Genomic DNA, 26,493 nt, shown 5'->3' with positions numbered 1-26,493 from the left:
GATGCCGCATCTGAGCCTGCAGTACACCGCCAATCTCGAAGGCTACGACGCCGACGCGGCCCTGGCCGAGCTCAATCGCGCGCTCGCGGATAGCGGCCATTTCGACGAATTCGCGATCAAGAGCCGTGCCTTTTTGCTGAACCACTACCGCGTCGGCACCGCCGACGGCGGCCGCGCCTTCGTCCACGCGCAGCTCAAGATCCTGCCCGGCCGCAGCGAGGCGGTGCGCGGCGCCTTGTCCGCGATCGCGCTCGACGCCCTGCGCCGCGGCCTGCCCTCGCACCATCCGTCCGTGCAGCTGTGCGTCGAAGTCGACGAGCTGTATGCGCCCGCCTACGCCAAAACCGTCCTAGACGCGAACCTGCCCTGAGTCCATGACCGACCTATATTCCGAATCGCACGCACTGGCGCTGGATGCCGCCGACCCGCTGCCGACCCTGCGCGAGCAGTTCCTGTTGCCGCGCCACGGCGAATCCGAGCAAGCCTACTTCTGCGGCAACTCCCTGGGCCTGCAGCCGCGCGGCGCGCGCGCGCACGTCGAGGAAGTGCTGGACAAGTGGGCGCACGAAGCGGTCGAGGGCCACTTCACCGGTCAGGCCCAGTGGATGTCCTACCACGAGCTGGTGCGCGAGCCGTTGGCGCGCCTGGTCGGCGCGCAGCCCTCGGAAGTGGTGGCGATGAATTCGCTGACCGCCAACCTGCATCTGATGATGGCCAGCTTCTATCGGCCCACGCGCGAGCGCCCGGCGATCCTGATCGAGGCCGGCGCGTTCCCGTCCGATCGCCATGCGGTGGCCTCGCAGATCGACTTCCACGGTTACGACTCGGCGGCCGATCTGATCGAGCTGGAACCCGATCAGCCGGGCGGCACCTATTCGATGGCCGCGATCGAACGCGCGATCGTCGAGCACGGTCACCGTCTGGCCCTGGTGCTGTGGCCCGGCATCCAGTACCGCAGCGGTCAGGCCTTCGATCTGGCCGCGATCGCGCGGGTGGCGCGCGCGCAGGGCGCGATCTGCGGTTTCGACCTCGCCCACGCGGTCGGCAATCTCGAACTCGCCCTGCACGACAGCGGCGTGGATTTCGCGGTGTGGTGCCACTACAAGTATTTGAACGCGGGCCCCGGTGCGGTTGCCGGCTGTTTCGTGCACGAGCGCCACGCGCGCACGCAGCGTCCGCGCTTCGCCGGCTGGTGGGGCCACGAAGCGGCCACGCGCTTCCGCATGGGTCCGCAGTTCGTGCCCACGCCCGGCGCCGACGGCTGGCAGCTCAGCAACCCGCCGATCCTGGGCCTGGCGCCGCTGCGCGCCTCGCTGGACCTGTTCGACCGCGTCGGCATGCCGGCCCTGCGCGCGAAATCGCTGCGCCTGACCGGTTACCTGGAAGCGCTGATCCGCGAGCGTTTGTCCGAGACCCTGCAGATCGCCACGCCGGCCGATCCGGGCCAGCGCGGCTGCCAGCTGTCCCTGCGCGTGATCGGCGGCCGCGGTCTCAGCGGCCGAGACGCCGGCCGCGCACTGTTCGACTACCTGGCCGCGAACGGCGTGCTCGGCGACTGGCGCGAACCCGACGTGATCCGGATCTCCCCGGCGCCGTTGTACAACACGCATGCGGATGTGCTGCGATTCGTGCGGGCGGTGGAAAGTTGGAGGAACGCGTAACTTCGGATCGTCATTCCCGCGAACGCGGGAATCCAGCGACTTTAGCTTCGCATCCAAGCCCGATGAGTAAGCAACCAGCCGTCTACATCATGGCCGGCGAACGCAACGGCACCTTGTACACGGGCGTCACCGCGGACTTGATTCGACGCGCCTGGGAACACCGCGAACACCAAGGTGAAGGGTTTACTCAGAAGTACGACGTCAATCTGTTGGTATGGTTCGAGCTTCACGATGCATTCGAAAGCGCGATCAAGCGCGAAAAGCAGCTCAAGAAGTGGAGACGAGAATGGAAGATCGAGCTGATCGAGAAGGAAAACCCTTATTGGCACGACCTGTGGCCGGGCTTGGCACATGGGGGCTGAAAGTCGCTGGACTCCCGCGTTCGCGGGAATGACGACTTCGGTTTCTCAAATATTCCGTAGACCGATGAATCCCAACCAAGGAAACCCTCCTTGAACACACCCGCAGCCCACAAACACCTCACCATCATCGGCGCAGGCCTGGCCGGCGCGCTGCTGGCCACTTTGCTGGCGCGTCGCGGCTGGGACGTGGATGTGTACGAGAAGCGCGGCGATCCGCGTTTGAAGGGGTATCAAGGCGGGCGTTCGATCAACCTCGCCCTGGCCGAGCGCGGTCTGCACGCGCTGCGCCTGGCCGGCGCCGACGCGGCGGTGATGGCGCAGGCGGTGATGATGCGCGGGCGCATGGTGCATTTCCTCGACGGTCGCACCGACCTGCAGCGCTACGGGCGCGACGACAGCGAAGTGATCTGGTCGGTGCACCGCGGCGAGCTCAACCTGATCCTGCTGCAGATCGCCCAGGACGCGGGCGCGCGCCTGCATTTCCATCGCGGCCTGCAATCGGTGGACTTCGACGCCCGCGTCGCGCGCTTCCTGGACGAGCGCGACGGCAGCGTTCACGAGGCCGGTTTCGGCAGCCTGGTCGGCGCCGACGGCGCCGGCTCGGCGCTGCGCGCGGCGATGAACCGCGCCACCGATCTTGGCGAGCGCACCGAATTCCTCGGCCACTCCTACAAGGAACTGGAGATCCCGCCCGCGCCCGACGGCGGCTTCAGCGTTGAGCCCAACGCGCTGCATATCTGGCCGCGCGGGCGCTACATGTGCATCGCCCTGCCCAACGACGAGCGCACGTTCACCGTCACGCTGTTCCTGCCCAACGAGGGCGAGCCCAGCTTCGCCAGCATCCGCGACGGCGCCCAGGCGCGCGCGTTGTTCGAACGCGACTTCGCCGATGCCCTGCCGCTGATCCCGAATCTGGAGCAGGATTTCGAACGCAACCCGGCCGGCCTGCTCGCCACCCTTTACCTGGAGCGCTGGCACCTGGACGAGCGCGCGGTGCTGCTGGGCGACGCCGCGCATGCGATGGTGCCCTTCCACGGCCAGGGCATGAACTGCGCCTTCGAGGACTGCGTGGCCCTGGCCCAGCAACTGGAGGACGGCGCCGACCGCGCCGCCGCGTTCGCCGCGTTCCAGGCCCAGCGCCTGCCGAACGCGCGCGCGATCCAGGCCATGGCGCTGGAGAACTACCTGGAGATGCGCGACCGCGTCGACGACGACGACTACCTGCTGCAGCGCGCCCTGGAGCGGCGCCTGGCCGAGCGCCATCCCGATCGCTTCATGCCGCGCTACGCCATGGTCACCTTCCATCGCATGCCCTATGCGGTCGCGTTCGAGCGCGGCAACCTGCAGCGCGAATTGCTGGTCGAACTGACCCGCGGCCACGACAGCCTGGACACCCTGGACTGGGACCGCGTCGACGCAGCGGTGCGTGCGCGCCTTTCGCCGTTACCCGTGGACGACTGAACGCATGCCCGCCAGCTTCCTGTTCTACGACCTGGAGACCTACGGCGCCGACCCGCGCACGACCCGCATCGCTCAGTTCGCGGCGATGCGCACCGACGCGGATCTCAACGAGATCGAGGACCCGATCAGCGTCTTCGTCAAACCCGCCGACGACCTGCTGCCCTCGCCCACCGCGACCCTGATCACCGGCATCGCGCCGCAGGACGCCCTGCGCGAGGGTATGAGCGAGGCCGAGGCCTTCGCCCTGATCTACGACGAAATGGCGCGTCCGGAGACCTGCAGCCTGGGCTACAACTCGCTGCGCTTCGACGACGAGTTCGTGCGCTACGGCCTGTTCCGCAATTTCTACGATCCCTACGAACGCGAGTGGCGCGGCGGCAATTCGCGCTGGGACCTGCTCGACGTGCTGCGCCTGGCCCACGCCCTGCGCCCCGATGGCCTGGTCTGGCCGCGGCGCGAGGACGGCCTGGCCTCGTTCAAGCTCGAACACCTGGCCCTGGCCAACGAGGTACGCATCGGCGACGCCCACGAGGCGCTGTCGGACGTGCGCGCCCTGATCGGCCTGGCGCGCAAGTTCAAGGCCGCGCAGCCGCGCCTGTGGGATTACGCCCTGCGCCTGCGCGACAAGCGCTACGCCGCCAGCCTGCTCGACGTGGTCGGCATGAAACCGGTGCTGCACGTTTCGCAGCGCTTCCCGGCCAGCCGACTGTGCGCGGCCGCGGTGCTGCCGATCGCGCGCCATCCGCGCATCGACAGCCGGGTGATCGTGTTCGACCTGGATCAGGAACCCGACGCCCTGCTCAGCCTGGACGCCGACGCGATCGCCGATCGTCTGTACACGCCCCTGGCCGATCTGCCCGAGGGCGAGACCCGGGTCGCGCTGAAGGAAGTGCAGACCAACCGCTGTCCAGCGCTGATCGCCTGGGACCACCTGCGCGAACCCGACTTCGAACGCTTGAGGATCGACCCGGCCGTGATCGAACGCCGCGCGGCGGTGCTGCGCGCGGTCGGCCCGGCCCTGGCCGACAAGGTGCGTCGCGTCTACGGCGCCGAACGCGAACGTGCGGCCGCAGACGCCGACGCCTCGCTCTACGACGGCTTCATCGGCGACGGCGACAAGCGCTTGTTCACGCAGGTGCGCACCACCGCGCCGGCCGAATTGGGCGTCGCCAGCTTCGGTTTCCGCGACGCGCGCCTGCCCGAACTGCTGTTCCGCTACCGTGCGCGCAACTGGCCCGACACCCTGACGCCGGCCGAGCACGAGCGCTGGAACGACTACCGGCGTCGGCGCCTGTACCAGGACGCCGGCCTGGCCGAATACAACTTCGAGCGCTTCCACGCCGAACTGGCCGCGCTGCGCCAGACCCACGCCGAGGACGGCGCGCGCCTGGCCCTGCTCGATCGACTCGAGGCCTGGGGCCGCGATATCGACGCCGGCTTAGCTTGAAAGCCAGGAGTGAGTGGGGAGAAGTGAGGAGTGAGCGAAAGCGGTCAGCAGCTCGTTGCTCGCGTCTCATTTCCTGTCTTGAAGCGCATAGGGGTGAGCGGCGAGCCAAAGCGGGGTAATCTCGGGCTCACTCCTCACTTCTCCCCGCTCACTCCTCGCTTATGAGCCGCTATTTCTCCGACGCCAGCTTCAAGTTCCTGCGCGGTCTGGCGCGCCACAACGAGCGCGAATGGTTCCAGGCCCACAAGGCCGAATACGACGAGCAGGTGCGCGCGCCGTTCCAGCGCCTGCTCACCGACCTGCAACCGGTGCTGGCCGGGGTCAGCGAGCACTACCGCTCCGAGCCCAAGACCGTCGGCGGTTCGCTGTTCCGGATCCAGCGCGACACCCGCTTCGCCAACGACAAGACCCCGTACAAGACCTGGCAGGGCGCGCGCCTGTTCCACGAGCGCGGCCGTCAGGTCGAGGCGCCCTCGTTCTATCTGCATCTACAGCCGGGCAATTGCTTCATCGCCGCCGGCCTGTGGCACCCGGAGCCGGATTCGCTGCGCCGCATCCGCCATTTCATCCTGGACAATCCGGGCAGTTGGAAGGCCGCGGCGCACGATCCCAAGTTCCGCCGCCGTTTCGACCTCGACGAGGACGAGATGCTGGTGCGCATGCCGCGCGGCTTTCCCGACGACTTCGAGTTCGCCCACGACCTGCGCCGCAAGAACTTCGTTGCTCTGCGCGCGATCGACGATGAGGTGATGACCGGCCCGCGCCTGCTCAAGACGCTGCAAACCGACTTGAGCGGGCTGGCGCCGTTCACCGACTACCTGTGCGCGGCGCTGGATCTGGAATTCTGAGAACGAGTCCGAGGCGCGGCCCGCAGGCGACAGCGGCGGGCCTGGCCGCCACCGCTGACGCCGGCCTTGCCGCGTTTACGAGAAAGGACAGACCAAGTAGCTGATCTGCACGTCTTCGGTGGCGATGCCGCCGCTGGTCAAACGTCCCTTGCAGTCGCGTTGCGCCCAGCCCACGTGCTGGCCGTCCTGGTAGTACTCGTGCACCTCGCCCACGTACACGGGCGGAATCGCCCAGGCCGCGGTCGCCACCGCCAGCAACGCCAATCCCAGCGCCCACATCAGTTTCTTGTTACGCATCGTTCGCTCCTTGCCGTGCGCCGGCCTCATTGCCGGCGACCACGACCTTAGCCGCTCGCGTCGCGTTCGCGCGCACGCCCTGGCGCAGCGCGCACCCGCTTCGACGCAAGCGCGTACACGACGGGCGCCGGGCCCGCGTCGCGCCCGCAAAGGCCGACATTCATCACGCGCGGACGCCACGGCGCTAAGCTGGGCACTTCCCGTGCCCGGTAGGCCCGTATGAAGAAGTGGATCGCCCTCGTCGTCCTGGTGCTGCTGTTGCTGGTCGGCTACGTCGCCGCCGGCCCGTATCTGACCGTCAACGCGATCCGCAAGGCGGTGCAGGAGCAGGACACTGCCGCCTTGTCCAAGCACATCGATTTCCCGGCCCTGCGCCTGAGCCTGAAGGCCCAGCTCGAGGACTACCTGGTGCGCGAGGCCGGCGAGGACGTGCAGGCCAATCCCTTCGGCGCGATCGCGGTGCGCATCGCCAGCGGCGTCGCTGGCGGCGCGGTCGATGCGCTGGCCACGCCGGTCGGTATCGGCGCGGTGCTGGAAGGCCGCAACCTGTTCAACCGCCTGGGCGGCGGCGGGCGCGGCCAGGACAGCTACGCGCCCAACATTCCCGCCGATCCGCTCAAGGACGCCAAGTACGGCTTCGAGTCGCCGTCGCGCTTCACCGCCACGGTCAACAACGCCGACGGCGAACCGGTGGTGTTCGTGCTGACCCGCTCCGGCTTGAGCTGGAAACTCAGCGACATCCGCCTGCCCTTCGGCGACGCCGCGCCCACGCCTCGCTGAGCGCCGATCTCAGCGGTTGGCGACGCCGTGCGGTACGTGGCCGGCGGCGACGTGGTCGCGCGCCGAAACGATGTTGTGTTCGGAATCGTCGAAGAAGATATCGGCGCCGAAGGCTTCCAGAAACGGCCCCTTGGCGCGGCCGCCCAGAAACAGCGCCTCGTCCAGGCGGATGCCCCATTCGCGCAGGGTGCGGATCACGCGCTCGTGCGCCGGCACCGAACGCGCGGTGACCAGGGCGGTGCGGATCGGCGCGTCCGGGCCGATCGGGAACGCCGCCTGCAGGCGATGCAGGGCATCCAGAAAACCGCGGAACGGCCCGCCCGACAGCGGCTCGCCGGCATGTTCGCGCTCGTGCTTGGCGAACGCGGCCAGACCGCCCTCGCGCGACACGCGCTCGCCCTCGTCGTCGAAGATCACCGCGTCGCCGTCGAAGGCGATGCGCAGCTGGTCGTGGCGCTGCTGCGGCGCCTTGGCCGGCAGCAAGGTAGCGGCGGCGACCCCGGCGCTGAGCGCGTTGCGCACGTCCTCGGCGTTGGCCGACAGGAACAGGTCGGCACCGAAGGGCTTGATATAGGGGAACGGCGGCGCGCCGTTGCTGAAGGCCGCGCGCTTGATCGACAGGCCGTGGTGGGCGATCGAATTGAAGATGCGCAGGCCACTGTCGGCGGAATTGCGCGAGATCAGGATCACCTCCACCCGCGGCGCCTCCGCCGGCGCGCCGTCGTTGAGCGCGAGCAGCTTGCGCACCAGCGGAAAGGCGATGCCGGGCGCGAGCAGATCGTCCTCGTGCTGGCGCTGGAAGCTGGCGTAGGCGTCCAGGCCCTCGCGCTCGAACAGCAAGTGGCTCTCCTCCATGTCGAACAGGGTTCGCGAGGAGATCGCTACGATCAAAGGGTCGGCGTCGCGGTCGGGCATGCGGCTATTGTGCCTCCTGCGGCGTCTCAGCGCTTGCGACGGCCGCGCCTGCACGACGGAGCAGCGGCTTGAGCCGCGATCCGAGTCGGCCCTCCGTCTGCCGACGCGGCCACATCCCTGAGTGGGAGCGGCGTGAGCCGCGATCGCGCAACTCCATGAAGAGACGATCGCGGCTCACGCCGCTCCCACAGGAAGCCGCAGGCGCCCGCCTCAACCGCTGGTGAACTGCTCGATCAGCATGCGCTCTTCGAGGTTGTGCTCGGGATCGAACAGCAAGGTCACGGTGCGGTCCAGCGACTCGCGGATCATCACCTCGACCACGTCGCGTACCTCGTGCGAATCGGCGGTGGCGCTGACCGGACGCTTGTAGGGGTCGAGCACGCGGAAACGCACCTCGGTGTCGGCCTTGAGCAGCGCGCCGCGCCAGCGGCGCGGACGGAACGCGGCGATCGGGGTCAGCGCGATCACGCTGGAGCCCAGCGGCAGGATCGGGCCGTGGGCGGAGAAGTTGTAGGCGGTGCTGCCGGCCGGCGTCGCCACCAGCACGCCGTCGCAGATCAGCTCGTCCAGCCGGGTCTGGCCGTTGAGATCGATGCGCAGATGCGCGGCCTGGCGGGTCTGGCGCAGCAACGAGACCTCGTTGTAGGCCAGCGAGCCGACGGTGGCCCCGGATTCGGTCTGCGCGACCATCTCCAGCGGCCGCAATACCGCGGGTTCGGCCGCGGCCAGGCGTTCGAGCAAGCCCTCGCCGTGTTGGTTCATCAGGAAGCCGACCGTGCCCAGCTTCATGCCGTACACCGGCTTGCCGAGGCTGCCGTAGCGATGCAGGGTCTGCAGCATGAAACCGTCGCCGCCCAGCGCGACCAGGACGTCGGCATCGGCCGGCTCGTGCTGTCCGTGCGATGCGATCAGCTCGGCGAGCGCGCGTTGCGCTTCGTCAATGGGACTGGCGAGGAAGGCGATGCGAGGCGTCGCGGTCATCGGCGGCTCCGAACGGATGGCGACCGCAGCATAACCCGCGCCAGGGGAAATGCCGATGACGACGGATTCCGCGGGGAAGCGGAGGCAGACAAAGCCGTGGCGGGAAAACCGCGCCCCTCCCCCATCGGGAGAGGGGCGCGTGGATCAGCCGCGCGAGGCCAGTTGCGACAGACGCTGCACCGCGACCGAGGCGGTCGGGTAGTCCAGGGCCTTCTGCGCGGCGAGTTCGTTGAGCATCGCCAGGGTGAAACGCAGCGAGACGTCGTCGCGCTCCAGCCACTGCTTGACCTTGGCTTCGGCGCTGGCGCCCGGCATCGCCAGGACCTGACCGACCAGGATGCGCTGCTGGGTACCCAGTTCCTCGCGCAGCACGCCGCGCGCGACCGCGTGCCAGCGGCCGTCGACGGTCAGCGCGTCGATCTGCTCCAGCAGCCACGGCAGGCGCAGCGCCTCGCCGAGGCGGAAGTGGACCTTGGCCACATCGACCGGCTTGAGCTTGCGCTCGCGCGCGACCTCGATCACGTCGCAGCTGGGCTCCAGGTAGGGCAGCGCCGCGAGCTGGTCGGCCAATGCGACCGGCACGCCCTTGGCCTTCCAGTCGGCGAAGCTGGCCTCGTAGACCGGTCGCTGACCGTCGCCGAGGATGCCCTTGCCGGCGCGGATGTCCTTGAAGCCGTCGTGATAGCGCGCGACCGCGGTGGCGATGTCCGGAATCGCGCCCGGACGCGACAGCAGCCAGCGCGTGAACGAACGCTGCAGGTTCCAGATCACCTGCAGAGCGTCGATCTGGGTGGACTCGGCGACCTTGCCGTCGAGCGCGTCGATCTGCGCCCACAACTCGCGCGCGTCCAGCGTCTCGCGGGTGATGGTGAAGGCCTTGGCGACCTCGCCCGGGGTGCGGCCGCTGTCTTCCTGCATGCGCAGCAGGAAGGTCGCGCCCATGCGGTTGATGGTGGAGTTGGTGACCGCGGTGGCGATGATCTCGCGCTTCAGGCGGTGGTTCTCCATCGCCTTGGCGTACTTCTTCTGCAGCGGCTCGGGGAAGTAGCGGACCAGTTCCTTGGACAGGTACGGGTCTTCCGGCACGTCCGAATCCAGCAACTGCTGGAACGCCACCAGCTTGGAGTAGGACAGCAGCACCGACAGTTCCGGACGGGTCAGGCCCTGGCCGCGCGCCTTGCGCTCGGCGATCTCGGCGTCGGACGGCAGGAACTCGATCTGGCGGTCGAGCAGGCCCTGCGATTCCAGGGTGCGGATGAAGTGCTGCTTGGAGCCCAGGCGCGACAGACTCATCCGCTCCATCAGGCTGATGGCCTGGTTCTGGCGGTAGTTGTCGTTGAGCACCAGCCCGGCGACCTCGTCGGTCATCGAGGCCAGCAGCTTGTTGCGCTCGGGCAGGGTCAGCTTTTTGGTCTGGACCTGGCCGTTGAGCAGGATCTTGATGTTGACCTCGTGGTCCGAGGTGTCCACGCCGGCCGAGTTGTCGATGAAGTCGGTGTTGAGCAGCACGCCGTGCAGCGCGGCCTCGATGCGGCCGAGCTGGGTCAGGCCCAGGTTGCCGCCCTCGCCCACCATCTTGCAACGCAGCTCGTTGCCGTTGACGCGCAGGCCGTTGTTGGCGCGGTCGCCGACGTCCAGGTTGGACTCGCTGCTGGCCTTGACGTAGGTGCCGATGCCGCCGTTCCACAGCAGGTCCACCGGCGCCTTCAGGATCGCGCTCATCAGTTCGGTCGGGCTGAGCGCGGCGACGCCGGCGTCGATGCCCAACGCGGCCTTGATCTCCGGCGACAGCGGGATCGACTTGGCCGAGCGCGGGTACACGCCGCCGCCCTTGCTGATCAGCTTCTTGTCGTAGTCGTCCCAGCTCGAGCGCGGCAGCTTGAACATGCGCTCGCGTTCCTTGAACGTCCTGGCCGCATCCGGGTTCGGGTCGAGGAAGATGTGGCGGTGGTCGAACGCGGCCAGCAGGCGGATGTGCTGGCTCAGCAACATGCCGTTGCCGAACACGTCGCCGGACATGTCGCCGATGCCGACCGTGGTGAAGTCCTGGGTCTGGCTGTCGCGGCCGAGGCTGCGGAAGTGGCGCTTGACCGACTCCCAGGCGCCCTTAGCCGTGATGCCCATGCCCTTGTGGTCGTAGCCGACCGAACCGCCCGAGGCGAACGCGTCGTCGAGCCAGAAGCCGTGCTCGGCGGCGATGCCATTGGCGATGTCGGAGAAGGTCGCAGTGCCCTTGTCGGCGGCCACCACCAGGTAGGGATCGTCGTTGTCGTGACGGACCACATCGCGCGGCGGCACGATCTTGCCGTCGACGATGTTGTCGGTGATGTCGAGCAGGCCGTTGATGAACATCTTGTAGCAGGCGATGCCTTCGGCCAGCACGGCGTCGCGATCGCCGCCGACCGGCGGACGCTTGGCGAAGAAGCCGCCCTTGGAGCCGACCGGCACGATCACGGTGTTCTTGACCATCTGCGCCTTGACCAGGCCCAGCACTTCGGTACGGAAGTCCTCGCGACGGTCCGACCAGCGCAGACCGCCGCGCGCGACCGGGCCGAAGCGCAGGTGCACGCCTTCCACGCGCGGGCCGTAGACGAAGATCTCGCGGTACGGACGCGGCTTGGGCAGGTCCGGTACCTGCGCCGAATCGAACTTGTAGCTGACGTAACCGCGCTCGCCGCCGTTGGCCGGGCGCTGGTAGTAGCTGGTGCGCAGGGTGGCGTCGATCACGCCGATGAAGCTGCGCAGGATGCGGTCCTCGTCGAGGCTGGCGACGCGGTCGAGCAGACCCTTCAGGGTCGAGCGGGTCACGTCGACCTGCTGCTCGCGCTTGCCGTTACGGGCCTCAATCACCGGCTGCAGCGCCGCCAGCACGGCCGCGTCGCCGCCGGCCAGCGCTTGCAACTGCTGGCTCAGGCGTTCGATGCCGGCCTTGATATCGGCCTTGCTTTCCTTGCCGGTGCAGGGATCGAAGCGGGCTTCGAACAGCTCGACCAGCAGGCGCGCCAGCAACGGATAGCGGAAGAAGGTTTCCTCGACGTAGCTCTGCGAGAACGGCACGCCGACCTGCAGCAGGTACTTGCAGTAGGCACGCAACATCGCGACCTGACGCCAGGACAGGTTGGCGGCCAGGATCAGGCGGTTGAAGCCGTCGTTCTCGGCGTTGCCGCGCCAGATCTGGCCGAACGCGTCCTCGAAGGTCTCGTCCAGGCGCGACACGTCGACGTCGGCGCCGACGGTCTCGACCTCGAAGTCCTGGATGTACAGCGGGGTGTCGCCGGCGATCAGGCGGTAGGGGTGCTCGGAGATCACCCGCAGGCCCATGTTCTCCATCATCGGCAGCGCGTCCGACAGCGGAATGTCGTCGTGCTGGCGGTAGAACTTGAAGCGCAGACCGCCCTCGCCGCTGCCGATGCGGCGCAGGTTGAGGCGCAGGTCGTCCGGACCGCTGAGCGCGGCCAGGTGTTCGATGTCGTTGGCGGCGACCGCGGCCGAGACTTCGTCGACGTAGCCGGTCGGCAGCGCGCGGCCGTACTGGTTGATCAGGGCCAGGCCGCGCTCCTCGCCGTGGCGGGCGACCAGGGCCTCGCGCAGCTCGTCGCGGCGGTCGCGCACGATCTGGGCCAGTTCGGCCTCGATCGCGGCGTTGTCGATCTGGATCGCCTCGCCCGACTTCGGCCGCACGATCAGGTGCAGCTGGGCCAGCGGCGATTCGCCGATCAGCACCGTGGTGTCGACCTGCTCGCCGTGCAGCATGCGCTTGAGCATGGCCTCGATGCGCAGACGCACGTCGGTGTTGAAGCGGTCGCGCGGGATGTAGACCAGGCCGGAGAAGAAACGGCCGTAGCGGTCGCGGCGCAGGAACAGCTTGCTGCGCACGCGCTCCTGCAGGCCGAGGATGCCGGTGGAGGTGCGCAGCAGTTCCTCTTCGCCGGACTGGAACAGCTCGTCGCGCGGCAGGGTTTCGAGGATGTGGCGCAGGGCCTTGCCGCTGTGGCTGTCGGAGGACAGGCCGGACTTGTCCATCACGTAGGCGTGGCGCTGGCGCACCAGCGGGATGTCCCAGGGGCGGCGGTTGTAGGCGCTGGAGGTATACAAGCCGATGAAACGCTCCTCGCGCACCGGCTTGCCGTCGGCGTCGAAGCTGAGTACGCCGATGTAGTCCATGTAGCCCGGACGGTGCACCGACGAGCGCGCGTTGGTCTTGGTCAGGATCAGGGCGTCGACCGAACCCGACTGCGGCATGTAGTGCGCCGCCAGCGAGGTCAGCGGACGCGGCTTGCCGGCGTCCTGGCCGCGCAGCAGTCCCAGGCCGCTGTCGGGCACCGCGCACAGCACTTCCTGGCCGCCCTTCTTGGTGACTTCGTATTCGCGATAGCCCAGGAAGGTGAAATGGTTGTCGGCGGCCCAGCGCAGGAACTCCTGCGCCTCGCGGCGGCCGTCGTCGCTGACCGGCAGCTTGCGACCGCCCAGGGCGTCGGCGACCTCGCCCATCTTGTCGCGCATCCGCGCCCAGTCGCGCACGCTCGCGCGCACGTCCTCGAGCACGGCTTCCAGCGCCTTCTGCACGCGCGGCATGGCCTCGACCGACTGGCGGTCGATCTCCAGGTGCATCAGCGATTCGGCCACGCCCTCGCCGACGGCGACGATCTTGCCGCTCTTGTCGCGGCGGAAGGTCACCACCGGGTGGCCCAGCACGTGCACGCCGATGCCCTGCTCGGCCAGCGCCATGGTGACCGAGTCGACCAGGAACGGCATGTCGTCGTTGGCGATCTGCAGCACGGTGTGCGCCGATTCCCAACCGTGGGTCTTGATGGTCGGGTTGAACAGGCGCACCAGCGCCTTGCCGGTCTTGCGCGCGCGCGCGAACTCGAGGAAATCGCTGGCCAGCGCGGCCCAGCCGTCGGCGCTGTGCTGCGGCAGCTCGTCGCCGCTCATGCGGCGGTAGAAGGCCTGGGCGAAGGCCTCGGCCTCGGCGTGGCGCGCCTTGGGCAGGCGCTTGCGCATCGCGGCGATGATCGGCTCGAGGGACACCGCGTCGCTCTTGGGCGCGGCGGGCTGGCTGACGTTGCGCTTGGCGACCGGCTTGCTGGCTGCCGCCTTGGTGGCCTTGGTGGCTGCGGCCTTGGCGGGTGCCGATTTCGAGGCGGCCTGGGCGGTCGGTTTCGCGGCTTTGGGTTTGCTGCTCATGGGAACTTGGAGGTCCGATGGAATGAGGCCCACGCTCGCGCATGGGCCGTGAAGAGATTCAGTTCGCTGGCGTGACGGCTTGATGCAGAACGACGCCTCCGCGGGCCGGGCGGCCCGCGTCGCGTTTGACGGTCTTTGATACCCGCAGACCGCGAGCGCGATCCCCGGGTGAGGCGGTGACTCGATACGAGCCGATGCGCTTCATATCGATGCGTTTCATGCCGTGGCGATCAGCGCAGACCGGTTTCGTTGCGGGCGATCACCAGGCGCTGGATCTCGCTGGTGCCCTCGTAGATCTCGGTGATCTTGGCGTCGCGGAAGTAGCGCTCCAGCGGCATTTCCTTGGAATAGCCCATGCCGCCGTGGATCTGCACGGCCTGGTGGGCGATCCACATCGCCGCCTCGGAGGCGGTCAGCTTGGCGATCGCGGCTTCGTTGCTGAAACGGCCGCCGTTCTTCTCGGTCTGGCCCTTCTGCCAGGCCGCGCGCAAGGTCAGCAGCAAGGCCGCGTCCAGCTTGCACTTCATGTCGGCGATCTTGGCCTGGGTCATCTGGAAGGCGCCGATCGGCTGGCCGAAGGCCTTGCGCTCGCGCACGTAGGCCAGGGTGGCCTCGTAGGCGGCGCGGGCGATGCCGATGGCCTGGCTGGCGATGCCGATACGGCCGGCGTCGAGCACGCCCATGGCGATCTTGAAGCCGTGGCCTTCGTCGCCGAGCACGTCCTCGGCACGGGCGACGTAGTCCTCGAACTCGATCTCGCAGGTGGCCGAGGCGCGGATGCCCAGCTTGGGCTCGGTCTTGCCGCGGTGGAAGCCCGCACGCGAGGTGTCGACCATGAAGGCGGTGATGCCGCGCGCGCCCTTGTCCGGGTCGGTCATGGCGAACAGGACGATGTACTTGGCGACCGGGCCGGAGGTGATCCAGCTCTTCTTGCCGTTGATCACGAAGCTGCCGTCGGCCTGCTTGACCGCCTTGCAGCGCATCGCAGTGGCGTCGGAGCCGGACTGCGGTTCGGTCAGGGCGAAGGCGCCGATCTCGCGGCCCTCGGCGATCGCGCGCACGTAGAGCTGCTTCTGCTCCTCGGTGCCGAACTTGAGGATGCCGTTGCAGAACAGCGAGTTGTTCACCGACACGATGGTCGAGTGGGCGGCGTCGCCGGCCGCGATCTCGACCATGGCCAGCACGTAGCTGATCGGATCCATGCCCGCGCCGCCGTACTCGGCCGGCACTTCGATGCCCATCAGGCCGTTCTCGCCCAGGGTGCGGATGTTCTCGAGCGGGAATTCGCCGGTCCGGTCGTGGTGCTCGGCGCTGGGAGCAATCTTTTCCTGGGCGATACGGCGCGCCACGTCCTGGATCATCAACTGCTCTTCGGTAAAGCCAAAATCCACGTCGGCACCTCTGCTGGTTCTGGAGTGGCGGCGGCCTGAAACCGCCCCCGGGACAGGGATCCGCGCCGCGCAAACCGGCGCGCGGATCGAGCCGCGGCCATCGTTCCGCGGCCGCTATGCGAATTGTAGCCGCGCGCGCCGAATAACCCCACCTCCCACCCCAACGCCAGCTGCATCGCGCGCGGCGCAAGACTTGACCCTTTCGGGCGCGCGGAGGACACTTATCTCTGTATCGCGATAGGTTGATGGAAGCCAGGGCCGGCGATCGCGGATCCAGCCCGTGCCCGCTGCGGCGCCGGCGCCGCCCTGTCCTCTCCGTCGCGACTCCCGAATCCCGCATATCTAAGGCTCAACCCATGGATCTCGAAGGCTGGTCGTCCCGACTCAAGGTGTTCGCAGACGCCACCCGCGTGCGCCTGCTGACCCTGCTGGAAGGCGAGGAGCTGACCGTGGCCGAGCTGTCGGCGATCACCCGCCTGGCCCAGCCGCGCGTGTCGACCCACCTGTCCAAGCTCAAGGAAGCCGGCCTGGTGCGCGATCGGCGCGCCGGCGTGTCGGCCTACTACCGCTTCGACGAAGCCGCCCTGGACCAGGCCCAACGCGCGCTCTGGCAGACCCTGAGCACCGGCAGCGACGATCCCCTGCTGCGCCAGGACGCCGAGCGCGTGGCCGGGGTGCTGTCGATGCGCGCGGCCGATCAGAACTGGGCCGACTCGGTCGCCGGCGACATGGAACGCCACTATTCCCCGGGCCGCACCTGGGAGGCGCTGGCGCGCTCGGCGGTGCCTCTGCTGCAGCCCGGCGACGTGCTCGACATCGCCTCCGGCGACGGCGTACTGGCCGAACTGCTGGCACCGCACGCCAACCGCTATCTGTGCCTGGACGCCAGCACCAAGGTGGTCGCCGCCGCGTCCGAGCGCCTGCGTCGGCTCGACAACGTCGAAGTGCGCGAAGGCGACATGCATGCGCTGCCCTTCCCCGACGCCAGCTTCGACCTGGTGGTGTTGATGCACGCGCTCACCTATGCCGAGCACCCGGCGCAGGCGGTGGCCGAGGCCGAGCGCGTGCTGCGCCCGGGCGGGCGCCTGCTGCTGACCAGCCTGGCCCGGCACGAGCACCGCGGCGTGGTGGCGGCCTACGGCCACGTCAACCTGGGCTTCTCGGAGAAGGACCTGCAGAAGTTCTCGACCAAGGCCGGCTTCGAGATCGTCAGCTGCGAAACCGTGACCCGCGAGCGCCGGCCGCCGCATTTCGAAGTCATCGCCCTGATCGCGCGCAAGCCCCCCGCCGAAACGTCGGCGCGCAAGCCGTCCAAGAAGGCCTGAACATGAAGACCCTGCCCTGGCTCAACCCGACCCGTGCGCACGCCCTGCAAGACGCGCTCGCCGCACGCATCCTGCTGATGGACGGCGCCATGGGCACCATGATCCAGCGCCACGAGCTGGACGAGGCCGCCTACCGCGGTGAACGCTTCGCCCAGGGCTACGACGGCCTGCGCGCGCCCGAGGCCGAGGCCGGCCATGCGCACGGCGAAGGCTGCGGCTGCGCGCGCGACCAGCGCGGCAACAACGACCTGCTCAGCCTGACCCGGCCCGAGGTGATCTCCGGCATCCACGCCGAGTACCTGGCCGCCGGCGCCGACCTGATCGAGACCAACACCTTCAACTCGACCACGATCTCGCTGGCCGACTACGGCCTGGAGCACCTGGCGTACGAGCTCAACGCCACCGGCGCGCGCCTGGCACGCGCGGCCTGCGACGCCGCCGAAGCGCTGGACCCGTCGCGCCCGCGCTTCGTGATCGGCGTGCTCGGCCCGACCAGCCGTACCGCCTCGCTGAGCCCGGACGTGAACCGCCCCGGCTACCGCGCGGTGACCTTCGACGAGCTGCGCATCGCCTACCGCGAGGCCACCGACGGCCTGATCGACGGCGGCGCCGACGTGATCATGGTCGAGACCATCTTCGACACCCTCAACGCCAAGGCGGCGGTGTTCGCGGTCGAGGAAGCCTTCGACGCGCGCGGCGCGCGCCTGCCGCTGATGATCTCCGGCACCATCACCGACGCCTCCGGCCGCACCCTCTCGGGCCAGACCGCGGAAGCGTTCTGGTATTCGTTGCGCCACGTCCAGCCGATGGCGATCGGCCTGAACTGCGCGCTCGGCGCCAAGGACCTGCGCGCCCACGTCGACGTGCTGGCCCAGGTCGCCGACGCCTATGTCAGCGCCCACCCCAACGCCGGCCTGCCCAACGCCTTCGGCGGCTACGACGAAACCCCCGAGGACATGGCGGCGGTGCTGTCCGAGTTCGCCGAAGCCGGCCTGCTGAACCTGGTCGGCGGCTGCTGCGGCAGTACCCCGGCGCATATCGCGGCGATCGCCGAAGCGGTGAAGGGCATGCCGCCGCGACGCCTGCCGGAACTGGTCAGCGCGGCGGCGTGAATCGGTAACGAGCAATAAGTCAGTAACGAGTAAAGAGAGAAACCAGCAAAGAGCGGACGCACCGCAACTCGTTACTAGATTCTCGTCGCTACTCCTCAGCTTCCAGCCTCAAGAGCATTTTCGAATCCCACACCCGATGACCACCGCACTCCCCCGCCAGACCCGCCTCAGCGGCCTCGAGCCGCTGCAGATCACGCCCGAAAGCAACTTCATCAACGTCGGCGAACGCACCAACGTGACCGGCAGCGCGCAGTTCAAGAAGCTGATCATGGAAGGCCGCCTGGACGAGGCGGTCGTGGTCGCGCGCCAGCAGGTCGAGAACGGCGCCCAGGTCATCGACGTCAACATGGACGAGGGCCTGCTCGATTCCGAGAAGGCGATGGTCGAATACCTCAACCTGATCGCGGCCGAGCCGGACATCGCGCGCGTGCCGGTGATGGTGGACAGCTCCAAGTGGAGCGTGATCGAGGCCGGCCTGAAGTGCCTGCAGGGCAAGGGCATCGTCAACTCGATCTCGATGAAGGAAGGCGAAGCCGAGTTCCTGCGCCAGGCGCGCCTGGTGCGCCGCTACGGCGCGGCGGTGGTGGTGATGGCCTTCGACGAGGTCGGCCAGGCCGACACCATCGATCGCAAGGTCGACATCTGTTCGCGCGCCTACAAGCTGCTGACCGAGGAAATCGGGTTCCCGCCCGAGGACATCATCTTCGACCCCAACGTGTTCGCGATCGCCACCGGCATCGAGGAGCACAACAACTACGCGGTCGACTTCATCGAGGCCACCCGCGAGCTCAAGCGCCGCTTCCCCTACAGCCACATCTCCGGCGGCGTATCCAACGTCTCGTTCTCGTTCCGCGGCAACGAGGTGGTGCGCCAGGCCATCCACGTGGTGTTCCTGTACCACGCGATCCGCGCCGGCATGGACATGGGCATCGTCAACGCCGGCGCCCTGCCGCTGTACGACGATCTCGATACCGACCTGCGCGAGCGGGTCGAGGACGTGGTGCTGAACCGACGCGCCGACGGCACCGAGCGCCTGCTCGAGATCGCCGATCGCTACAAGGGCAAGAAGGGCGAGAAGCGGGTCGAGGACCTGGCCTGGCGCGAACGCCCGGTGCGCGACCGCCTCAGCCATTCGCTGGTGCACGGCATCGACCAGTGGATCGAAGAGGACACCGAAGCCGCGCGCGCCGAATCCACGCGCCCGCTGGACGTGATCGAAGGCCCGCTGATGGCCGGCATGAACGTGGTCGGCGACCTGTTCGGCGCCGGCAAGATGTTCCTGCCGCAGGTGGTGAAGTCGGCGCGGGTGATGAAGAAAGCGGTGGCCTACCTGCTGCCCTACATCGAGGCCGAGAAGCTGCGCACCGGCGAAGTCGGCAAGTCCAACGGCAAGATCGTGATGGCCACGGTCAAGGGCGACGTGCACGACATCGGCAAGAACATCGTCGGCGTGGTCCTGGCCTGCAACAACTTCGACGTGGTCGACCTGGGCGTGATGGTGCCGGCGCAGACCATCCTGGACCGGGCCAAGGCCGAGAACGCCGACCTGATCGGCCTTTCCGGCCTGATCACGCCCTCGCTGGAGGAAATGAGCCACGTCGCACGCGAGATGCAGCGCCAGGGCTTCACCATGCCGCTGCTGATCGGCGGCGCCACCACCTCGCGCGCGCACACCGCGCTCAAGATCGATCCGCACTACAAATCGCCGACGATCTGGGTCAAGGACGCCTCGCGCGCGGTCGGCGTGGCCCAGTCGCTGATCTCGATCGAGCTGCGCGAACCGTTCGTGGCCGCCAACGCCTCCGACTACGCCGAGATCCGCCAGCGTCACAAGAACCGCGGCGACGGCAAGCGCCTGGTGCCGCTGGAGAAGGCGCGCGGCCAGCGCTACGACGGCGGCTGGGCCGATTACGCGCCGCCGGCGCCGCGCCAGCCCGGCCTGCACGTGTTCGACGACTATCCGCTGGCCGAGCTGGTCGACTACATCGACTGGACGCCGTTCTTCAACACCTGGGAACTGGCCGGCCGTTACCCCGCCATCCTCACCGACGAGGTCGTCGGCGCCCAGGCCAGCGAGCTCTACCGCGACGCGCGCGCGATGCTCAAGCGCATCGTCGAAGAGAAGTGGATCGGCGCCAAGGCCGTGTTCGGGCTGTGGCCGGCCAACAGCGTCGGCGACGACGTGGTGCTGGGCGACGAGGCCGGCACGGTGCTGCACTTCCTGCGTCAGCAGGCCGACAAGCCGGTCGACCGCCCCGACTTCTGCCTGGCCGATTTCATCGCGCCCAAGGACTCCGGCCGCCAGGACTGGATCGGCGGCTTCGCCGTCACCGCCGGCCTGGGCATCGAGCCGCACGTGGCGCGCTTCGAGGCCGACCACGACGACTACAACGCGATCATGCTCAAGGCCCTGGCCGACCGCTTCGCCGAGGCCCTGGCCGAGCGCCTGCACGAGCGCGTGCGCAAGGAGTTCTGGGGCTACGCCGACGACGAAACCCTGAGCAACGACGCCCTGATCGACGAAGGCTATCGCGGCATCCGCCCGGCCCCGGGCTACCCCGCCTGCCCCGAGCACAGCGAGAAGGCCACCCTGTTCCGCCTGCTCGACGCTGAGAACAAGGCAGGCCTGCAGCTGACCGAGAGCTACGCCATGTACCCGGCCGCGGCGGTCTCGGGCTACTACTTCAGCCATCCGGGCAGCCAGTACTTCGTGGTCGGCCGGGTCAACAAGGAACAGGTCGAGGACTACGCGCGCCGCAAGGGCGTGAGCGTGATCCAGGCCGAGCGTTGGCTGGCCTCGAATCTGGATTACGATCCGGAGTGACACCGCGCGGGGCGCTCGTCGACCGTCCCGCCCGCCGCCCTTGCCGAGCACGACCGATGAGCGAAACGCTGCCGCCCCACCACGATGCCGACGCCGACGACGACAACCTCGGCAACGCGGCCTTCATCGAGAAATACGCCGGCCCCGGCCGGATCGGCCTGTGCGGCGGCCGCGACTTCATCAACAAGCTGATCCGCAAGGCGCAGGCGCCGCTGACCCACGACGGTCACCGCAGCCTGTGGTCGCACGCCTTCGTCTTCAGCGAGCGCCGCGTCGACGGCCAGTGGTGGGTGATCGAGTCCGACCTGGACCTGCGCTACCGCCAGATCCGTCTGGGCGTGCAGGAGAACCGGGTCGAGCGCTATTACGACGCCGAGGCCTTCCCGAACATCGCCATCCTCGACTTCGGCCTGGACGAGACGCAGATCCGCCAGATCCAGATCGCCGGCCTGGACCTGCTGTCGGGCCTGTCCAGTTATTCGATCAGCGAGCTGGTCGGCACCCTGATGGCCATGCACAGCCGGCGCCTGCGCCGGCGCAGCAACCTGCTGGCCAAGGAAGGCGCGCTGTACTGCTCGGCGCTGGTCCAGCACTGCTACGCCGCGGCCGGCATCGAATTCCTGCCCGGCGTGCCCGGCAAGAACATCGCCCCGCACGACATCGACGAATCGCCGCTGCCGCACCGCACCCACCGCATCCTGCGCGACCTGGGCGTGTCTACGGTGCGCGAGCTTAGCCATGAGGCCTTGTCGCGCTTCAGCTGAGCGACGTCGCCCGAACACCGCGGTCTGGTAGCGGCCCTGCCGCCGCCCCGACCGCCACAGGCGAGCTGCCGTGATTCCCGCGAAGGCGGGGATCCAGGGGCCTCGCCAGGCTTGACTTTGCAGTCACTGGACCCCCGCCTTCGCGGCAAGCACGGCCTACCCGTGCAAGCCGGCCGCGGATCGCCGTTACGCGCGCGATCCGCGGCCCGCGCCTACCTCAGTGCGGCTCGATCCAGGGCTGCACCACGTTAAAGCGCGACACCCCGCAGATCTCGAAACCGCCGCCCATGGCGTTGACCACGATGTTCTCCACGCAGGTGTGGTCGTTGGTATCGCTGCTGACCGCCGAACGCCCGCGCACGGTTTGCAGGGCGATGGTGTTATGCACCAGGCGGGTGCGCGGCGATTCCTGCATCGAGATCACACCGTCGGCCTCGGCCAGGAAATCCAGCATCTGGTTGCCGGTGAGCTGCGACTCGGGCGAACGCATCATCAGGATGCCGCGGTTACCGCGGTAGCCCACGACCACGTTGTTGATCAGCTGCGACTTGGGCAGATCCCACACTTCGATCGCGGGTGTCCAGGCTGGAACCTCGTGGCCTTGGCGCTCGTAGCCCACGACCCGGTTGCCGGTCAGGCGCGAGCCCTGCGGATCGCGGCTGCCGGAGACGAAAATCGGCTGCCCGGCGTTGCTCACGGTGTTGTTGATGAGCTGGCCGTTGCGCTCGATCAGCATTTCGATGCCCACCGGATAGCCGTCGACGCGGCAATTGCGCACGGTCACGTTGTCGTGGCGCCGTACTTCGATGCCGATGTGCCTACTTTGCTGATCGCCGCGCGAAATCGTGCGGGTCTTGCAGTCGAGCTCCACATCGGAGGCGTCGATGGCGACCGGGTGATCGCGATTGGCGTTGAGGCAGTACTTGCCGGGCGCGTCGATGACGTAAACATCGGCGGCCAGCACGGTGTCGCAGGCCAGCACGGAGGTGGAACACAACAGGCCGGATAAAACCAGGCCCAGAGTCGGTACGACGCGCATGAAATCCCTCTCGATCGATATCGCGCCGGTCGGCGCGGGGCCGCTCATCGGCCCTGGATCATCCTAGGCGGCCGCTGTCGCATAGCCCGCGACTTGCGGCCACGGCTGCGCCCAGGCGTGCGCGTCTTGCGACAGTCCGTTCGCGGCGTCGCGCCACGGCGCGACGCTCGATCGTCGCCGTTGCCGCGAATGCGGTTCGTGGTTGAAGGTCGGCAAAACTTCCGTCCCCACAGCGCCGCGTCCCCAGCGGATGCCCCGGAACCGTACTCAATGGTATGGTTGATCCTCCGCCCGTCTCGCCCCGCCCCGCCATGTCCGATCTGCTGCTGTTCTCGCACGCCAACGGCTTTCCGGCGCCGGTTTACGGACTGATGCTGGACGCGCTGGCGGCCGACTACCGGATCGAGCGGCCGGAACGCATCGGCCACGACCCGCGCTATCCGGTCACGCCGGACTGGCCGCACCTGGTCGAGGAACTGGTCGCACGCGTGCATGCCGCGGCTGGCGATGCGCGCCGCATCTGGCTGGTCGGCCACTCGCTGGGCGGCTACCTCAGCCTGCTCGCCGCGCACCGCCTGGCCGACGCGCCGCTGGGCGCGCGCGTGGCCGGCGTGGTGATGCTGGATTCGCCGTTGATCGCGGGCTGGCGCGCGCACTTGGTCGCGATCGGCCGCCGCACCGGCCTGGACAATCTGCTGATGCCGATGCGCGCGACCCTACAGCGACGCAAGCATTGGCCCGACCGTGAGGCGGTGCTCGCGCATTTCCAGGCCAAGCCCGCGTTCGCACGCTGGCACCCGCGCGTGCTGCGGGACTATGTCGAACACGGCACCCGCATCGCCGACGACGGCGGCCGCGAACTGGCGTTCGTGCGCGAGACCGAATACGCGATCTACCGCAGCCTGCCGACCACCGCGCTGGGCGACCTGGCCCCGCGGCTGCGCGTGCCGGTGGCCTTCCTGGCCGGCACGCGTTCGCGCGAACTGCGCCATGCCGGCAGCGCGGCCACGCGCCGTCTGGTCGACGGGCGTTGGGCCTGGATAGAAGGCAGCCATCTGTTTCCGATGGAGCGGCCGCTGGACACCGCACAGGCGATCGCGGCGATGATCGCGCGCATGCGCCCTGCCGCCGCCGCCGACGGCGCGACGCAGGCGATGCAAGCCGCCTGAACCGGCGCGCCCTGAACCTTACTGCGCGGGCGCGGCCACAGCCGGAGCCGACGCGCCCGTCTTCAAACCGTCCAGGTGCGCGGCGAAGCCCGGCAACAGCACGCGATTGCCGTAGCCGCTGAGGTGGTCGCCGTCGAAATACAGCGGGCGGCCATCGCGCAGCGCCGCGCAGGTCTGGCCGGGGCATAGCAGCGGGAACGGGTCCCAGACGCTGGCGCCCGGCACCTGCGCGGCGATCTGCTGCAAGGCCGTCACCGCCGGCGCCCGGTAACGCTGCAGGAAATCGCGCTCCACGGTCAGCCCGCGCGCGCAGATCGGATTGTCGCGATTGAACCAATCCGAACAGCGGTAGGGCGGCGCGCGCAGCAAGGGCTTGGGCGCCTCGAACACGATGCGCACGCCGCGCTGCGCCAGCGGGCGCAGGCGCTCGATCGCACCGGCCACGCCCTGGCGCCGCGAGGCGTCGGCATCGGCGCTGAACATCGCGCTCACCGCCGCCTGTTCGTCGAACAGCATCCATTGCTCGGACAGCCGCGGCAGGCGCAGCGCCGGCAGGAACAGCACGTCGCCGCTGCGCGCCTGGCGCGTCACGTCGGCAAGCACCGCATCGACATAGCCACGGCATTGCGGGTTGTCGAACTCGCGGCGATCGACCAGACCGGCCACGCCGCAACCGCCGGCGAAGTACAGCCTCACCGTGCGGCCGCTGGCCAGCACCGAGCGTTGCAGCAGTTCCGAATAGGCGCCGGCATGCGAATCGCCGGCCACGAACACGCGCCGCGCATCCACCGGCGCCGACGCGCAGCCGCTGCGCTCGTAGACCCAGGCCGCGCCGCCCTCGATCTGTTCGGTGCGCGATACCAGCTTGCAGCCCGGATACGCCGGATCGGCTTCCGGCCCGTACGGATACCAGTCGCCGGCGTTGCGGCTGACCACGCTCAGCGAGTAATCCTGCGCATGCCGCGCGATATGCCGGTAGATCGCACTGGAGGCGAACACCACCAGCACCGCCGCGGTCACGAAGCCCCAGTTGCGCATGCGCACCAGCGGCGCGGCATGCCGCAGCGGGCGTTCGACCCACAGATAGGACGCCGTCGCGAGCGCGAACGTCAGGCCCAACGCGAGCGCGCGCGTACCGGCCGACTCCAGCCCCAGGGTCCAGCGGAACAGCACGAACACCGGCCAATGCCACAGGTACAGCGAATACGAGATGCGTCCGATGCCGACCGCCGGCGCGGTCGACAGCACGCGTCCGACCCAGCCGCCCGCGCCGCCGGCGTACAGCAGCCCCAGCACCAACAGCGTGCCCAGCACCGGCCACACGCCGTCGGGCCAAGGCGAATGGCCGGGCCGCGCGTACACGAAACCGGCCGCGATCAGCAGCACCGCCAGCGCCAGTCCGGCCGAACGCAGCCAGGCCCCGACGCGCGCACCGCCCTCGCCCGTGCGCGCCGACACGCCCGCCAGGCTCAGCGCCTGGTACAGCAGCACGCCCGCACCGAGCTGCCAGAAGCGGCTGGTGCTGAGATAGAAGGCCTCGACCGCGCGGTCGCCGGCCCCTGCCAGCAAACGCGCGTACCACAGCGACACCAGCGCGCCTACCGCGAACAGCCCCAGCGAGATCCAACGCTTGCGCGCACCGTAGCTCCAAGCCAGGAACAGCAGCGGGAACACCACGTAGAACTGTTCCTCCACGCCCAGCGACCAGGTGTGGGTGTAGGGATTGAACTCGACCTTGGGCGAGAAATAGTCGTTGCCGGTCGCGGCCAGGACGAAGTTGCTGAGCCCGAAGAAGGCCATGCGTCCGGTGTTGCGGCTGGTCTCGCTGAGCCAGGCCTCGGGAATGAACAAGGCGCTGGCGACCACGGTCGCGAGCAGGCAGACGATCAGCGCCGGCGCGATCCGGCGCAGGCGGCGCGCGTAGAAGCGCAGCAGCGATTCGAAGAAGCCGGCGCGCGGAAAACGCGCGACCGAGGCGCTGACCACGAAGCCGGAAATGACGAAGAAGATGTCGACGCCGGTGAAACCGCCCGGCAGCCACGCCGCATTGAGATGGTAGGCGACCACCGCGAGCACGGCGACGGCGCGCAGGCCGTCGATATACGGAAGATAGTCTGACTGACGCTCGTCTACGCGCATCGGTATCCATTCGCGGACGCGCCGCGTGCGCCGCGGCGCGGGTGATCGGAACGGCGCGACCTTACCAGACCAGGTCGTCGGGCACCTGGTACTGCGGGTCGGCGTAGGGATCGTCCTGGGCGGGCGCGTTCGGATCGACCTTGAGCGCGACCGCCGGCGCGAACACCGCCTCGGCCTGGGCCAGCATCTGCGCGCTCACCAGCACGTAGCGGCCGTCCATCTGCAGCACGCCCAACTCGCCGGCGTTGAGCGCCTTGAGCTGATCGGGGGTGACGTAGATGCGCTTGATCTTGCCGCCGTAAGGGAAGTGGCGCGCGATCTCGGCGTCGGGCACGTTGAGCGCCTGATCCTTGACCAGTTCGGCCAGGCGCGCGCGCGCCTCGCGGCGCTGGCGCGCCTCTTCCTGCTTGGCCTGTTCGGCGGCGATGCGCTCGTCCTTCTCGCGCTGGGCGCGGATCGCGTAAGCCTTGGCCAGGTCGATGTCCTCGCGCGAGCGCGACTTGCCCTGCCCCGGCTGGCCCGGCTTTCCGGCCGGCCTTCCAGCCGGCTTGCCGCCCGCGCCGCGGCGCTGTTCGTTGCGGTGCTGACCCGGCTGTGCGGGCTTGGCGCCCGGACCGCGCGCATCGGCGCGCGCGCCCGGCGCGGGCTTGCCGTCGCGACGACCGTTGCCGCGCTTGGGATCGTTGCCGCGTTCGGGCCGCTCGGGCTTGGGCGCGGGCTTGAAGCCCAGGCCTAACAATTGGTCGCGCAGTGTGTCGCTCATCGGCTTGGATCTTCGGCTGGGGGACGTG

At 68.7% G+C, this 26,493-nt stretch carries 20 protein-coding genes; 12 read left to right on the top strand and 8 right to left on the bottom strand.

Annotated features, from left to right (window positions below):
- Position 1 precedes the first annotated feature (1 nt).
- The 6 genes from ASE43_RS01645 (at position 2) to ASE43_RS01620 (ending at position 5,779) form a co-directional block, all read left to right on the top strand.
- Positions 2-370, top strand: a complete 369-nt coding sequence (locus tag ASE43_RS01645; protein ID WP_057159244.1) for a 5-carboxymethyl-2-hydroxymuconate Delta-isomerase — start codon at positions 2-4, stop codon at positions 368-370.
- Between the two features lie 4 nt (positions 371-374).
- The gene (gene kynU / locus ASE43_RS01640; protein ID WP_057159243.1) at positions 375-1,661 is read left to right on the top strand and encodes a kynureninase; all 1,287 of its coding nucleotides are present in this window, start codon (positions 375-377) and stop codon (positions 1,659-1,661) included.
- A 62-nt stretch (positions 1,662-1,723) separates the two neighbouring features.
- A complete protein-coding gene (locus tag ASE43_RS01635; protein ID WP_057159242.1) occupies positions 1,724-2,023 on the top strand; it encodes a GIY-YIG nuclease family protein in 300 nt (99 codons plus the stop codon).
- Positions 2,024-2,113: 90 nt separating this feature from the next.
- On the top strand, positions 2,114-3,484 hold the full coding sequence (locus ASE43_RS01630; RefSeq protein WP_057159241.1) for an NAD(P)/FAD-dependent oxidoreductase: 1,371 nt from the start codon (positions 2,114-2,116) through the stop codon (positions 3,482-3,484).
- 4 nt (positions 3,485-3,488) lie between these two features.
- Positions 3,489-4,931 (top strand): exodeoxyribonuclease I, encoded by a 1,443-nt coding sequence (sbcB, locus tag ASE43_RS01625; RefSeq protein WP_057159240.1) that lies wholly within the window; start codon positions 3,489-3,491, stop codon positions 4,929-4,931.
- A gap of 161 nt (positions 4,932-5,092) precedes the next feature.
- Positions 5,093-5,779: a DUF2461 domain-containing protein gene (locus tag ASE43_RS01620; protein WP_057159239.1), complete on the top strand. Its 687-nt coding sequence runs from the start codon at positions 5,093-5,095 to the stop codon at positions 5,777-5,779.
- Between the two features lie 75 nt (positions 5,780-5,854).
- Here the strand turns inward: ASE43_RS01620 and ASE43_RS01615 are convergent, their stop codons facing one another.
- Complete coding sequence (locus tag ASE43_RS01615) at positions 5,855-6,076, bottom strand: hypothetical protein (RefSeq protein ID WP_157499609.1); 222 nt, start codon at positions 6,074-6,076, stop codon at positions 5,855-5,857.
- A gap of 219 nt (positions 6,077-6,295) precedes the next feature.
- Between ASE43_RS01615 and ASE43_RS01610 the strand changes: the two genes are divergently transcribed.
- Positions 6,296-6,856 (top strand): DUF2939 domain-containing protein, encoded by a 561-nt coding sequence (locus ASE43_RS01610; protein ID WP_056174542.1) that lies wholly within the window; start codon positions 6,296-6,298, stop codon positions 6,854-6,856.
- Between the two features lie 9 nt (positions 6,857-6,865).
- Here ASE43_RS01610 and ASE43_RS01605 read toward each other — a convergent pair whose 3' ends face one another.
- The 4 genes from ASE43_RS01605 to ASE43_RS01590 form a co-directional block, all read right to left on the bottom strand.
- A complete protein-coding gene (locus tag ASE43_RS01605) occupies positions 6,866-7,771 on the bottom strand; it encodes a 5'-nucleotidase (RefSeq protein WP_056174539.1) in 906 nt (301 codons plus the stop codon).
- 210 nt (positions 7,772-7,981) lie between these two features.
- Complete coding sequence (locus ASE43_RS01600) at positions 7,982-8,752, bottom strand: NAD kinase (RefSeq protein ID WP_056174538.1); 771 nt, start codon at positions 8,750-8,752, stop codon at positions 7,982-7,984.
- Between the two features lie 144 nt (positions 8,753-8,896).
- A complete protein-coding gene (locus ASE43_RS01595) occupies positions 8,897-13,939 on the bottom strand; it encodes an NAD-glutamate dehydrogenase domain-containing protein (protein WP_057159237.1) in 5,043 nt (1,680 codons plus the stop codon).
- Between the two features lie 230 nt (positions 13,940-14,169).
- Positions 14,170-15,390: an acyl-CoA dehydrogenase family protein gene (locus ASE43_RS01590; RefSeq protein ID WP_343123518.1), complete on the bottom strand. Its 1,221-nt coding sequence runs from the start codon at positions 15,388-15,390 to the stop codon at positions 14,170-14,172.
- 296 nt (positions 15,391-15,686) lie between these two features.
- Between ASE43_RS01590 and ASE43_RS01585 the strand changes: the two genes are divergently transcribed.
- The 4 genes from ASE43_RS01585 to ASE43_RS01570 all read left to right on the top strand — a co-directional run bounded on the left by ASE43_RS01585 (position 15,687) and on the right by ASE43_RS01570 (position 21,355).
- Positions 15,687-16,655, top strand: a complete 969-nt coding sequence (locus ASE43_RS01585; RefSeq protein ID WP_057159235.1) for a metalloregulator ArsR/SmtB family transcription factor — start codon at positions 15,687-15,689, stop codon at positions 16,653-16,655.
- Between the two features lie 2 nt (positions 16,656-16,657).
- Positions 16,658-17,767, top strand: a complete 1,110-nt coding sequence (locus ASE43_RS01580; protein WP_057159234.1) for a homocysteine S-methyltransferase family protein — start codon at positions 16,658-16,660, stop codon at positions 17,765-17,767.
- 136 nt (positions 17,768-17,903) lie between these two features.
- A complete protein-coding gene (metH, locus tag ASE43_RS01575; protein ID WP_056174529.1) occupies positions 17,904-20,591 on the top strand; it encodes a methionine synthase in 2,688 nt (895 codons plus the stop codon).
- 56 nt (positions 20,592-20,647) lie between these two features.
- Entirely contained in the window at positions 20,648-21,355 is a 708-nt protein-coding gene (locus tag ASE43_RS01570) for a hypothetical protein (protein ID WP_056174527.1), read from the top strand.
- A 217-nt stretch (positions 21,356-21,572) separates the two neighbouring features.
- Here ASE43_RS01570 and ASE43_RS01565 read toward each other — a convergent pair whose 3' ends face one another.
- The gene (locus tag ASE43_RS01565; protein ID WP_162258739.1) at positions 21,573-22,394 is read right to left on the bottom strand and encodes a right-handed parallel beta-helix repeat-containing protein; all 822 of its coding nucleotides are present in this window, start codon (positions 22,392-22,394) and stop codon (positions 21,573-21,575) included.
- A 311-nt stretch (positions 22,395-22,705) separates the two neighbouring features.
- Between ASE43_RS01565 and ASE43_RS01560 the strand changes: the two genes are divergently transcribed.
- Positions 22,706-23,563, top strand: a complete 858-nt coding sequence (locus ASE43_RS01560) for an alpha/beta hydrolase (RefSeq protein WP_057159232.1) — start codon at positions 22,706-22,708, stop codon at positions 23,561-23,563.
- 18 nt (positions 23,564-23,581) lie between these two features.
- On the opposite strand, the gene ASE43_RS01555 is transcribed toward ASE43_RS01560, so the two are convergent.
- Positions 23,582-25,702 (bottom strand): acyltransferase family protein, encoded by a 2,121-nt coding sequence (locus ASE43_RS01555; protein WP_057159231.1) that lies wholly within the window; start codon positions 25,700-25,702, stop codon positions 23,582-23,584.
- A 61-nt stretch (positions 25,703-25,763) separates the two neighbouring features.
- Positions 25,764-26,465 carry a DUF2058 family protein gene (locus ASE43_RS01550; protein WP_057159230.1) on the bottom strand — a complete coding sequence of 234 codons (702 nt, stop codon included), beginning with the start codon at positions 26,463-26,465 and terminating at the stop codon, positions 25,764-25,766.
- Positions 26,466-26,493: the final 28 nt, after the last annotated feature.

This window comes from Lysobacter sp. Root983, assembly GCF_001429345.1.
GTDB lineage: Bacteria > Pseudomonadota > Gammaproteobacteria > Xanthomonadales > Xanthomonadaceae > Lysobacter.
This window is presented reverse-complemented; position numbering and strand designations above follow the sequence as displayed.

Coding starts and splice junctions, on each gene's coding strand:
- metH (WP_056174529.1), top strand. CDS start 17,904: ATGACCACCGCACTCCCCCGCCAGACCCGCCTCAGCGGCCTCGAGCCG.
- ASE43_RS01550 (WP_057159230.1), bottom strand. CDS start 26,465: ATGAGCGACACACTGCGCGACCAATTGTTAGGCCTGGGCTTCAAGCCC.
- ASE43_RS01560 (WP_057159232.1), top strand. CDS start 22,706: ATGTCCGATCTGCTGCTGTTCTCGCACGCCAACGGCTTTCCGGCGCCG.
- sbcB (WP_057159240.1), top strand. CDS start 3,489: ATGCCCGCCAGCTTCCTGTTCTACGACCTGGAGACCTACGGCGCCGAC.
- ASE43_RS01570 (WP_056174527.1), top strand. CDS start 20,648: ATGAGCGAAACGCTGCCGCCCCACCACGATGCCGACGCCGACGACGAC.
- ASE43_RS01615 (WP_157499609.1), bottom strand. CDS start 6,076: ATGCGTAACAAGAAACTGATGTGGGCGCTGGGATTGGCGTTGCTGGCG.
- ASE43_RS01620 (WP_057159239.1), top strand. CDS start 5,093: ATGAGCCGCTATTTCTCCGACGCCAGCTTCAAGTTCCTGCGCGGTCTG.
- ASE43_RS01585 (WP_057159235.1), top strand. CDS start 15,687: ATGGATCTCGAAGGCTGGTCGTCCCGACTCAAGGTGTTCGCAGACGCC.
- ASE43_RS01595 (WP_057159237.1), bottom strand. CDS start 13,939: ATGAGCAGCAAACCCAAAGCCGCGAAACCGACCGCCCAGGCCGCCTCG.
- ASE43_RS01635 (WP_057159242.1), top strand. CDS start 1,724: ATGAGTAAGCAACCAGCCGTCTACATCATGGCCGGCGAACGCAACGGC.
- ASE43_RS01645 (WP_057159244.1), top strand. CDS start 2: ATGCCGCATCTGAGCCTGCAGTACACCGCCAATCTCGAAGGCTACGAC.
- ASE43_RS01600 (WP_056174538.1), bottom strand. CDS start 8,752: ATGACCGCGACGCCTCGCATCGCCTTCCTCGCCAGTCCCATTGACGAA.
- kynU (WP_057159243.1), top strand. CDS start 375: ATGACCGACCTATATTCCGAATCGCACGCACTGGCGCTGGATGCCGCC.
- ASE43_RS01565 (WP_162258739.1), bottom strand. CDS start 22,394: ATGCGCGTCGTACCGACTCTGGGCCTGGTTTTATCCGGCCTGTTGTGT.
- ASE43_RS01610 (WP_056174542.1), top strand. CDS start 6,296: ATGAAGAAGTGGATCGCCCTCGTCGTCCTGGTGCTGCTGTTGCTGGTC.
- ASE43_RS01580 (WP_057159234.1), top strand. CDS start 16,658: ATGAAGACCCTGCCCTGGCTCAACCCGACCCGTGCGCACGCCCTGCAA.
- ASE43_RS01605 (WP_056174539.1), bottom strand. CDS start 7,771: ATGCCCGACCGCGACGCCGACCCTTTGATCGTAGCGATCTCCTCGCGA.
- ASE43_RS01555 (WP_057159231.1), bottom strand. CDS start 25,702: ATGCGCGTAGACGAGCGTCAGTCAGACTATCTTCCGTATATCGACGGC.